This window comes from Companilactobacillus muriivasis (genome assembly GCF_036246245.1).
GTDB lineage: Bacteria > Bacillota > Bacilli > Lactobacillales > Lactobacillaceae > Companilactobacillus > Companilactobacillus muriivasis.
The window spans coordinates 135,743-148,242 of sequence record NZ_BTTQ01000008.1; the positions used below are offsets into that span (position 1 = coordinate 135,743).

Sequence of the window (12,500 nt, forward strand, 5' to 3'; positions counted from 1 at the left end):
ATTGCTTGAATATAAGTATATTTGAATAATTTTACATTCAATTATTACTGATCAGCTCTGGAGACGGAATAATTTAATCAAAAACACCAACCAAATAATTTGATTGGTGTTTTTGAAGTACAATCTCGAATTTAGACAATAAAACTAGAATTTGTCACTTAATTTGTCATTTATGTAAGCGTTACAATTTTACCTGTTAAGAAAATATCACAACAATAGTTTTTCAAAATATATAAAATGTGAATGGTGGCAAATATTATGGTGGGAAGTGTAGCAAGATTTCTAAAACTTTATCCGAGTGCAAAGTTAACTGTCGAACCAGTTTCGAATGCAACTAGTTTTAATTGTCTGATTGCGGGTCAGTGGATCAACGTTGATAAGCGTAATCTAACCGAACCAGAAAAATTTTTGCTGTCGCTGATGAGTCAAGAGGATTCCTCCAAAGCCGTTCAGAATAATTGGTGGCATTTTTTGACAGGCAAATCCGATGACATTCCCACAATAAATAAAAATGTTAGAATCATTCAATTTGAAATCCAAAAGAATGAAACCAAACAAAACTCGATTGAATGGTTAAAAGTATTTAAAGATACTTTTGATGATGTAGTCGATTGTTTTTTGATCAGCAATAATTCAGGAATATTAATTGAAACGGAAACAACCAGTTGCATGGACAAAGAGAGCATTCAACAAATGGTGCAATTACTCGATTCAGATTTTTATACTAAGAGCAATTTGTATATCGGGCAGTTTTGGCCAGTTGATGAGAAGTTGCCCAACATTTTTGAGAGTGAAAGACGCTTGTTTAAAAAATCAATAGAAATGAGAGATCGAGTTAATAATCTTTCGACCGTAATCCTTGATTTTCTAGTTGAACAAAATCTAAAGAATACCGATTTATTTAAAAGCTTACGCGATAAGATTGAGATTGATCATAAAACAACCCAAATGATCGATGCATTGTATCGTTGTGATTCTAATCTAGCAAAGACTTCAAAAATGTTGTTCTTACATAGAAATACGTTATTATATCGAATTGAAAAATTTTACGAACAAACAGGATTTGATTTAAAAGACCGAGACGATTTGGTTTTATGTTTCTTGTTGTTGAAGTAATTGAATTTTATATAAATGAGAACTGTGACGAAATGTTGCAGTCTTTTTTGTATATTCTCAGTAAGAATGTAAAAGAAAATTAATGAGTCGGAAGAGCTGAGAGCGGGTGCACCCCCGCTCTCAGCTCTGGAGACGGCAAATCCTGAAACCAGTAAATCTAGTTTAAAGTGTCCAAATATTTCAGTTAGAAGATAGAAGATTTTTAAAAAATATCTTGCTAAGCTTTCTCTTGAAAACACTTACATAAAAACGTAGAGGGGTCTGGTTTATGTCTAAAAAGGGATTTATATTAGCTGCTGCAGTTGGTATGGCTTCGGTAACACTGCTTTGTTCGAGCCATTTAAATTACCAAGTTGCACATGCTGCTGTAGGAACTGAAGCAGTTTCGACATCACAAGATATCAATGATTTTGAAAAGAATCCGGAAGCAACAGCACTATTTCCTGAGGGGTTATTGAAATGGAGTCCGCAAACGGATCCGGACGCAAGTTATAATGTTTCAAATGTGAAATTGGCTAAGCGTTCACAAGGTCAGAAAGTTAATGACTACCAAAATCCAGATGCCAAAGTTTTGTCTATTGCGATTACTAATCGTCATACTGCTGGTACGCCATCGCAAGGTGACAGTAATAAGGCAGTTTATAACTTCACTAATTGGCAATACGTGGATACTTTGGTTGCTTGGGCAGGTTCGTCCGGTGAGGGAATTATCGTGCCGCCAAGTGGTGATTTGACCGATGCCGCTCACAGAAATGGTGTGCCAGTGGTTGGAACAGTCTTTTTCCCACCTTCTGTTTATGGCGGTAAGACTGAATGGGTGAAGCAATTTGTTCAAAAAGATGCCAATGGAAAATTCATTGTCGCTGATAAATTGATTGAAATGGCTGATTATTATGGCTTTGACGGTTGGTTTATCAATGAAGAAACTGATGTCGATGAACAAACAGCTCACGATTTGCGCGATATGATGGTTTATTTAAATGCACATAAGAAATCTAATCAACAAGTTATTTGGTATGATGCAATGTTGCCTTCTGGGGATGTGACATGGCAGGGTGCGTTGAACGATGAAAATAGTTCATTTTTCCAGCAAGGCGATAAGAGCATCGCAGATAAGATGTTTATTGATTTCCGTTGGACTAAGGACAAGTTAAGTTCATCTAATAAAGAGGCTTTTAAATTAGGTAGAAATCCTTACGATCTCTTTGCCGGTATCGACCTTCAAGCTAATGGAATCAACAGTTCTCGCAATCTTGAAATGTTACTGGATGAAAGCGGTAAATTAAAAACTTCAATTGGTTTATATTGTCCCGATTGGACCTTGCGCGATGGTGCTAATTACGACGTCGACAAGTATTGGGAAAACGAACAAAAGCTGTGGACTAATGCCAATAATGATCCAAGAAAAGTGGATCAGTCTCAAAAATGGCAAGGTATTTCTAAATATGTAGTTGAAAAAACACCTGTAACACAGTTCCCATTTGTAACGAATTTTAACGTTGGTAATGGCGATAACTACTACAAGAATGGCCAGTTGATGACTTCCGGTGCATATAACAACCGGAGTATTCAAGATATTTTACCGACATATCGTTGGATTCTTGATAATGCTAAAGGCAATGACCTTTCAGCCAAATTCAGTTACAAAAATGTGTTCAATGGCGGATCATCAGTTGAACTATCCGGTAATATGAAGAATAATGCGGCCAGTTATATCAAGTTGTATGCTTCTGATGTAAAAGCGATTGGTAATGAATCAGCCAATATCGTTGTTAAAGGTGAAAAAAATCTGGAATTAGTTTTGACCGATGAAAATGATAAGAAGATCACTTTGGATGCCAATAAATACGATAATATCAATGGTTGGCACGAATACGGATTTAGTTTGTCCAAATTGGCTGGCAAAACAATTAAGTCGATTGGTTTAAATATTTATGGATCAACTGGTGAAAACCAAATCAATATCGGTTCAATGACATTTAGCAATGGTCAGTTCCAAAGAATAAATAATGTAACTGGTTTGAAAGTTCAAGGTAAGACAGTTACAGATGATATGACAGAAAATATTCGTTTGCAGTGGGACAAAGCTACCGATGACACTGCTGGCTACAATATTTATCAACGCAAACCAAATGGTCACACAACGTTAGCTGGAACAACTTCAAATAATGCTTTTACAATCATGAATGAAAAACGGGTTGAAGGTGTAACTGAATATATCGTCACACCAAAGGATATTTACAATAATGAATATTCTTATAAATCAGCCAAAACCAGCTATACTTTTAACACTTTAGAAAAGCCAGAAGCAACATTTAGCTCCACTTCAACATTTGTGAAAGCAGGTGAAGAAGTTACTTTAAACGCCAAAGTATCCCCATCAACTGAAAGTGTCGAATGGGAAATACCAGGTGCAGAAGTAGTTTCTCAAACAGACAAAGAAATTACAGTTAAATTTGCTAAAGCCGGCCAGTATTCTGTTAATTGTAAAGTAACCAATGCGGCTGGAATGACAGAAGTTAAAAAAGCCGATTACATCACAGTTTACGATGAATCAGCGGGATATAGTGTTCAAGATTTGACGAAATTAGAAGGCGTTAGTGCAACCGAAGGTTCAGGGTTCACCAATGAGAATGAAGACTATTCACATGCAATCGATGACGATTTGACAACAAAGTGGTGTGATAATTCGCACGAAAATCCATTTATGATAGTTGATCTCGGCAATACAAAGACAATCACAGGATTTGAACTTTACAATGCAGCAACAGGTGGCGAAGATAGTGCTTGGAATACGAAAGATTACGATATTTTAGTAAGTAATGACAAGCAAAATTGGACGACTGTTGTTGAACATAGAAATAATACATTAGACATTAGTAAAGATGCGATTTCAAAAACAGAAGGTCGTTATGTGAAACTGTTTATTCACAAAGCAGAACAATCAGGCAATACAGCCAGAATCTATGGATTCAAAATTATGGGTGTTGATCAGACCGGAGTTTAAGTTTTCCTGGTTCAATTAAATTTATTTAAAATAAACGTCCAAACCTACAATGACTCGAGGTGGGTTTGGACGTTTTTGTGTTTAGAGTTCATTAATAATTATGTTATACATATGGTACTAGTCGATAACCTACTACAAGTATTTCATAGTTTAAAATTGCTTAAATATTTTTACATTCAACTAATAACGATTAATTAGTCGGAAGAGCTGGGAAATATTTGTGTGCCGTGGTAGTGGTATAAGCACGGGAGGAATCTCCCGTACTTATACCACCGGACGTGTTTGGAGACTTGACGAGCTTTGTCAAGGCTTCAAACCGAGGTTCGAGACCGCTTTTTGGCTCGTGCCGTTCCGCACAGCTTGAGAATATTTCCCAGCTCTGGAGACGGCATATTTGATATATCATTTCAAAAGTCTTTTTATACTTTTCCTAGAATTTGTATAACAAATATAGAATTTGTAACTTATTTTGACCATTATGTAAGCGCTATAATTTTGCTTGTAAGTTAATTAAGAGGGGAGGAGGAAAAAGAGAATGGAGAATGACGTAAATCCAGAAGGACCAAAACCAATTGCACAACCTAAACGCAAAAAGGAAGGTTTCTTCTACAATATATTCCACAATGGACCATTTCTACTATTTGCTTTACCAGGTGCCATTTGGATGATCTTCTTCTTTTATATTCCTGTTTTTGCTAACGTAGTAGCATTCAAGGAGTTCCATTTTTCACCAGATGGATTTTTAGCCAGTTTAATGCAGAGTAAGTGGGTAGGTTTTGAAAACTTCAAATTCCTGTTCACCTCAGATGCTGCCTGGTTGATCACTAAGAATACAATCTTGTATAACTTAGGATTTATTTCCTTAAACTTGGTTATCTCAGTATTCTTCGCCATCGTTATGAGTGAATTAAGACATAAGAGATTGGTCAAAGTTTACCAAACATCAATGCTTTTACCTTACTTCTTATCATGGGTTATCATCGGATACTTCGTAATGGCATTCTTAAACCCAGATAAAGGTTTGCTAAACATGATGATGCACACTGATATTAATTGGTATGCAGAACCTAAATATTGGCCATTTATCTTACTATTCATTGGAACGTGGAAAGGTATCGGTTATAACAGTATTTTGTACTTTGCGACTGTTATGGGAATTGATCCAACGTACTATGAAGCAGCTACAGTTGATGGTGCCAATAAGTGGCAACAAATTAAGAACATTACAATTCCACAACTAGTACCACTTATGACTTTGATGACAATCTTAGCAGTAGGTAATATCTTCCGTGCCGACTTTGGTTTGTTCTATCAAGTCCCACAGAACTCAGGTGCCTTATACAATGTAACTTCAGTTCTTGATACATATATCTTTAACGGATTAACATCTACCGGTGATATTGGTATGTCCAGTGCAGCCAGTCTTTATCAATCAGTTGTTGGATGTGTCCTCTTAGTTTCAACCAATGCACTTGTTAGAAAACTTGATGGCGATTCAGCACTATTCTAGGAAGGAGAATTGAAATTGATTAACAAAAAGAAGAAAAAGAAAATAGATAGCGTTTCAGTTCACTCCTTCAATAGAGGTGCTGATTTATTCTTCAACATAATCGTGGCGATATTCTCTATATCATGTTTAGTTCCATTGTTCTTCGTTGTAGTAATTTCATTAACAGATGAAAATGCTTTAGCAACATATGGCTACAGACTTTGGCCGAAAGTTTGGAGCTTTGCAGGATATAGATATCTTGCTACGATGGGTGGAGAATTACTTAGATCACTCTGGATTTCTATCTTGGTTACGGTTGTTGGTACATTAATTAACTCAACATTCACATCAACATATGCCTATGCAATTTCAAGAAACACTTTTAAATATCGTCGGTTCTTCACGGTTTTCTGTTTGATCACGATGTTGTTCTCACCTGGTATGGTTGCTAACTATATCGTTGTGACTAACTTCTTGCACTTAAAAGATACACTTTGGGCTTTGATCTTGCCAATGGCTGTCAGCCCATTCAATATCATTGTTATGCGGACGTTCTTTAAACGACAAGTTTCTGAATCAATTATCGAATCAGCCCGTATCGATGGTGCCAGTGAGTTGAGAATCTTTACGCAAATCGTTATTCCACTGGCAGTACCTGGTATCGCAACAATTAGTTTGTTTGCCGCCTTAGGTTATTGGAATGATTGGTTTAACGCCTTGCTATATATCCAAAGCGATAACTTGATTCCATTGCAATACTTATTGATGAAGATTCAAGCAAATATCGAAATGCTTTCGGCAAGTTCTGGTATGGGTTCACAATTCGGTGGCAGTTTACTAGCAATTCCAAAGGAAGCAACAAGAATGGCCATGGTTGTTATTGCTACATTACCAATTGCAGTCAGCTATCCATTCTTCCAAAAATACTTCGTCCGTGGTCTAACCATCGGTGGTGTTAAAGAATAACTTTTATAAAAATTCAGTATCGGGGGATACGAAATGAAAAAATGGGTTAAACGTGTCGTAGGATTGTCACTTTTAGCTGTCACAGCTGTAGGATTAACAGCTTGTGGATCAAAGAAATCAGCCAGTGACAATGGCACACCAACATTGTTAATGTATCAAATTGGTGATAAACCAAAGAATTATGATAAGTTGATTGCCAACACGAATAAGATTCTTGAGAAAAAAGCCGGGGCTAAGTTGAAGATTCAATATATTGGCTGGGGTGATTACAAGCAAAAGATGTCAGTTATCGTTTCATCTGGTGAAAAGTACGATATTGCCAAAGCTGATAACTACGCTGTTAATGCTCAAAAGGGTGCTTATACTGATTTAACATCAATGCTACCTAAGTACGCTAAGTCAGCTTATGATGATTTAGATCCAGCTTATATCAAAGGTAACAAGATTGATGGCAAACTTTACGCAATGCCTATCAATTCAAACATCTACTCAACACAAGTTATCTCATTTAATAAAAAATACTTAGACAAATATAATATTAATGTTGATAACATCAAGTCTTACGATGATTTGGAAGATGCATTTAACCAATTCCATTCTCAAAACAAGAAAGTTTTAACATTCTCAACTGGTCCTAATTTACGTATTGGTTCAAATCTTGATTTTGCAATCGATCAAAACTATCCATTTGCAGTTAATGCGGTTGATAACGGTAAGAAAATCATTAACCCCTATGATGATCCAGCTTACGTGGCAACATTGAAGAAATTCCACGAATACTACAAGAAGGGCTACATTGCAAAAGATGCAGCAACTGACAACACAGATCGTCCATTGAGTGGTGACACATGGTTCGCTAGACAAGAAACACAAGGACCTTTCGATTACGGTGACCACCAATTATCACAAACTGCCGGACAAGAAATTGTTTCAAGATCAATTAGTCCTGCAATCAAGTCAACAGCTCAAGCACAAATGTACAACTATGTTGTAAGTAACAACTCTGACAATAAAGAAAAAGCAGTTAAAGTTCTTGGCGTTATGAACAGTGATCCTGAAGTACTAAATGGTTTGGTTTATGGTGAAAAAGGTGAAGCTTGGAAGTATGTTGAAGACGATAAACGTGTTGAACTACTTAAGGGCTACAAAGAAGGTTACCATTCAGCACCATGGCAAACAGGTGATAACAACAAGATTACTCCAACAAAGAATATAACTGATGAAATGATTCAAACACGTATCCAAGATACAAAGGATGCCATCACATCTCCAATCCTTGGTTTCCAATTCAAGACAAAGAACGTTAAGACTGAATTGACAAACATTTCAAATGTTATGAACAAGTATCTAGCCGGTCTACAAACTGGTACATCAGATCCAGAAACAACAATTCCTAAGATGAACAAAGAATTGAAGAAAGCTGGATATGACAAGGTACAAAAGGAAATGCAATCACAATATGATGCCTTTCTAAAGGACCAAAAATAGTTTAAAACTCCCCTAATTCAAATAAAAAAATAATAAAGAGAGGCTGAGACGACGTCTCAACCTCTCTTTTTATATAATTGAGGTCCGTCTACAGAGATGAGAGTATTCACTATGCTATGCGGACCGGTCCGAGCCGAAAGGCGGTCTCGAACCTCGGTTTGAAGCCTTTCCACAGATCGAAAAGTCTCCAAACTCGCCCGGTGGTGTAATGGCTAAAGCCATAACGCCACACCCACAGCATGTGAATACTCTCAGCTCTTCCGACTAATTTGTATCAATGAATGAGCATTATTCTTAATAAATTGAAATTTGACGATGGTTTAAAAATAATATTTAACGTTCAATTTAAAGATTTCAGATGAGACTAATTAATTTGTGACTTAAGTAATATTGCCTGTTTAGAAGTTAGATTAGAATCAGAAATAACCCTAGCAGGAGGTTGTCAGAAATATGGTCAGCAGTGAAGGTGGCGTTATTGCTTTAGCAATTACACCACAGGACGAGTTTTGAAATTCGCGTACTTTGCGAAGTTCAAAATCGAGGTTCGAGACCGAACTTTGACTCGAACCGGTCCTCACAGCAGACTATATTTCTGACAACCGGAAGCGGCATATTTAAAAAGAAAAAGAGGTAGAGATATGTTTTCCCAAGCGGTTCAACAATTGTTTATTAAAGCGTATACGATCATTAAATTAAATCTATTGTTCTGGGCGTTAAGTTTTGCCGGAGGGCTTGTCCTAGGCGTTGGACCAAGTTTGATGGTTATCAATGAACTGTTTTTTGATAATGGATATGACTATGGTCAAATGACTTGGAAACAGGCGTGGACGCTGTTTAAAAAGAATTTTGCGCTTGGGAATAGGTTATTCTACTCATTTTTCGCGGTAGCATTTATACTAAGTTATAGTTTGTTCTTATCAGTTCAAGTGCCCGGTTTGCTATTTATTGTAATCGATTTCATTATCGCAATTGTGCTATTAGCTATCATCTGTATTTATGCTTACACATTGAATATTAAAGCTGGTTTTGATATCAATGTTATCAACAGTTTCAAGTTGGCCTGTGCACATTATTTCTTCAATTTCTTCGACAACTTGAAACAGTTGCTTGGTTTGATAGTTATTTTAGGAATTACTTATAAATTCCTCGGATTGATTCTTTTCGCAACAGTCAGTCTGATAGTAATTTATACACAATTTATCGGTCAAAACTGGATTAAGCATTTGGACGAGTTGAATTAATTGAGGTTATAAATATGATTGATAATCATTACAATCTTCAAAAATTAATGACGTTTTACATTAAGGTAATGGTAATCACCATTACCTTATTTGCGGTTTTGATGTCTGCTTTTAAAATTGCGGATATTTATGTTGATAAGGATCAGACATTGAGTGAGGGCATCAATCGCAGTACTTCAATTGTCGAGTCGCAACAAAATCAGGCGGATAATTTAACAAAAAATATTAATCAAAGTCAGGATCGAGTTGCTAATTTGGAGGCATTTTTTCGGATGGATCCGGAAGATTATCTGGATTATAGTCAGAATCAATCGAGTAGCAGTTATTTTTATTATTTGCCTAACCAGGTGGCTGATTTTTTGAGAAATAGTAAGGCTACCAAGGTGACTTTATCGTTGAATCAAGAAGCAGAGTCAATTAGTATGAATCCTCGTAATCTCAGTGGCAGTAAGATAGCTGCTAAGAAAATGGTATCTAACGGATTGTATTATGGAACGTCATTAATTAGTGATTCAACGTATCAACCATATGGTTCAGTGATTGTTAATTTCAGTCCGCATACTTTAAATACTTCGTTGAACCAAGCACACAATAGTTCTGGGATGCAACTATTTGTTGTCACGAGTGTTGGCCGAATTAGGTATAGTTATCATTCCAAACTTATACCGATAGCGAAAAAGAGTTTGATCAATAATCCCAAACAAGGTAAGAGTCTGATTCATTCTCTAGAAAATCAATATTTTATCAAGACGCAAAAGGCTGAGAATCAAGATGACATTGTTGCTTTAGTCCCCAAGTACATTGTCTATCGCCGAATTCTGAAGACTATTTTGTTCTTCATTTTGTTGGCAGTTATCGTTGACTTTTTCTTGTGGTGGACGTTGAAATATGTTTTCCATAACTACACCTTACATTTGGAATCAATGACCAAAGCGATGGAAAAAGTTTCCAGTGGTGATTTGAAGACTAGAATCCCTGTCCCTAGTGAGGAGGGGGAGCTGAATACATTAGCTACCGGAATCAACGATATGTTGGATGCCATTGACCAATATGTTTTGCAGATATATCAATTGGAATTAGCGCAAAAAGATGCCAATATGAAGGCTTTACAATCACAGATAAATCCACATTTCTTATATAATACTCTCGAGTACATCCGGATGTACGCAATCAATGAAGGACAGACGGAGTTGGCTGATGTGGTGTTTAATTTTGCCAGTTTATTGAGGAATAATATCAGTCAAGAAAGTACGGTCACCTTGGAGAAAGAGTTTGAGTTTGCGGAAAAGTATATTTATCTTTATCAAATGCGTTTTCCAGATCAATTGGGCTATCAATTTAATTTGGCTGATGATTTGAAGGACTTAAATGTGCCTAAATTCATCGTTCAGCCGTTGGTTGAAAATTATTTCAAACATGGTATTGATTTGGAACGTTTCGATAATGCCATCCATATTAAAGCTCGTAGAGAAGCCAATACCGTGCTCATTTCAGTTTCTGATAATGGGACACCGATGACATCCGATCAGTTGGATAAACTTAACAATAAGTTGTCAGCTCAAGGTGATAATCTAGTTAAAGGTGATATATCAATTGGTTTGATGAATGTTAAAGCCAGAATGACTGGTGCGTTTGGAAATGATTTTGAAATGAAAGTTATGAACAACGATTTCGGTGGGGTCACAGTAACGATGCAGATATTTTTGGAGGGGTAAAATATGTACTCAGTTATGATTGTTGACGATGAATATATGATTTTAAAAGGATTAGAGAAAATCATTAACTGGTCTGATTACGGTTTTGAGATTGTTAAGGCAGCACGTAACTCAAAACAAGCTTTGGAGTTTTTAGAGGATAACGATATTGACTTGATAATAACTGACGTTAATATGCCAAGAATCAGCGGTTTAGATTTGGTTAAAATGGCTCAAGATGAGGGCAAGAAATTCGAATTTATGATTCTCTCTGGTTATCAAGAGTTTGATTATGTCAGGACAGGTTTACAGCTGGGAGCAATTGATTATATTTTGAAACCGATTGACCCGAAGGCATTAGTGGCATCTTTGGCAAAAGTGAAAAATATTTTGGACTCACAAACTGCCATTCAAAAGGCTTCAGTCGTCTCACTGAATGCACAAATGCAACGACTGTTTGAAAATGATATTGATCGGTCCGAAATTAGTTCACTATTCCATCAATTACGGATTACGCCGGATATTATAAAAAGTGGCATGACCGTAATTGCCTGTAATCGTCTGGATGATTTTTCAAAAGTTGAGCAATTATGTCAACAATATGGTCAGGTATTGAGCTTTGAACAAAATCATCATTTATTTATCGGCTTTGTTGGTGGTAGAGGTCTGCTACTAAAATTTGTTCGCGAGTTGGAGGACAAAGGCTATATTACGGGTAAGTCATTCATTACCGTTGGAGAAACAGTTTATGATTGGCAAAATATTAGTCAAAGTTATGAACAGGCCGCTCGTCTTTCGAAAATATATAAGTTTTATGAAAAAAGTAATAAATTTAGCAATAATAACCTGCGTGTCGACTGGCTAAAGCAAGCTACATTACCCAAGATTTCATTAGTGAAAATTAAGCAAGCCATTGCATTGGGTGAGTATGAACAATTAATGGATGAGTTGAAAGCTATCTTCAGTGACCTAACTAGTCGTGGAGCCAGTCCATCGTATGTCCGTCAAATTGCCTTTTTAGTCTATTCGGAATTGAATGTCAAAGTTAATTTCGATGAACAGACATATCAAGAATATGTAATTAGAATCAACAGTGCGGACGATTTACAAAGTCTCGTAGATATTTCTTCGGAAGTAATCAAACAATTGTCGCAAAAGGTTGATGATCAAAAATATTCTGAGAATATTAAACGGGTCATGGCGTTAATTCATCAGGATTTCAATGATGATTTGAGTCTGAAATTAGTTTCGGATGAGTTGCATTTGAATCCAGATTACTTAGGTCAATTGTTTAAAAAAGAAGTTAAAATGAGTTTCTCGAAGTATCTCAATGAGTATCGAATTCAACAGGCACAAGAATCGTTGCGAAATACTAACCAAAGTATCGCTGAAATTGCGGATAATGTTGGCTACACAACAACAGCTTATTTTTACCGTAATTTCAAATCTATCTGTGGATTGTCACCAAAAGAGTATCGAAAAAAATACATTTAAAGGAA

At 36.2% G+C, this 12,500-nt stretch carries 8 protein-coding genes; all 8 read left to right on the top strand.

Annotated elements, in window-relative coordinates:
- Positions 1-258 precede the first annotated feature (258 nt).
- The gene (locus AAA923_RS09910; RefSeq protein ID WP_338216759.1) at positions 259-1,116 is read left to right on the top strand and encodes a helix-turn-helix domain-containing protein; all 858 of its coding nucleotides are present in this window, start codon (positions 259-261) and stop codon (positions 1,114-1,116) included.
- A 268-nt stretch (positions 1,117-1,384) separates the two neighbouring features.
- Entirely contained in the window at positions 1,385-4,123 is a 2,739-nt protein-coding gene (locus tag AAA923_RS09915) for an endo-beta-N-acetylglucosaminidase (protein ID WP_338216761.1), read from the top strand.
- A gap of 535 nt (positions 4,124-4,658) precedes the next feature.
- Positions 4,659-5,633, top strand: a complete 975-nt coding sequence (locus AAA923_RS09920) for an ABC transporter permease (RefSeq protein WP_338216763.1) — start codon at positions 4,659-4,661, stop codon at positions 5,631-5,633.
- A gap of 18 nt (positions 5,634-5,651) precedes the next feature.
- Positions 5,652-6,578 (top strand): carbohydrate ABC transporter permease, encoded by a 927-nt coding sequence (locus tag AAA923_RS09925; RefSeq protein WP_338216802.1) that lies wholly within the window; start codon positions 5,652-5,654, stop codon positions 6,576-6,578.
- 33 nt (positions 6,579-6,611) lie between these two features.
- Positions 6,612-8,066: an ABC transporter substrate-binding protein gene (locus tag AAA923_RS09930; RefSeq protein WP_338216765.1), complete on the top strand. Its 1,455-nt coding sequence runs from the start codon at positions 6,612-6,614 to the stop codon at positions 8,064-8,066.
- Between the two features lie 638 nt (positions 8,067-8,704).
- Positions 8,705-9,307 (top strand): DUF624 domain-containing protein, encoded by a 603-nt coding sequence (locus tag AAA923_RS09935; RefSeq protein WP_338216767.1) that lies wholly within the window; start codon positions 8,705-8,707, stop codon positions 9,305-9,307.
- A 14-nt stretch (positions 9,308-9,321) separates the two neighbouring features.
- Positions 9,322-11,022 (top strand): sensor histidine kinase, encoded by a 1,701-nt coding sequence (locus AAA923_RS09940; protein ID WP_338216769.1) that lies wholly within the window; start codon positions 9,322-9,324, stop codon positions 11,020-11,022.
- Between the two features lie 3 nt (positions 11,023-11,025).
- Positions 11,026-12,495 carry a response regulator transcription factor gene (locus tag AAA923_RS09945; protein WP_338216771.1) on the top strand — a complete coding sequence of 490 codons (1,470 nt, stop codon included), beginning with the start codon at positions 11,026-11,028 and terminating at the stop codon, positions 12,493-12,495.
- Positions 12,496-12,500: the final 5 nt, after the last annotated feature.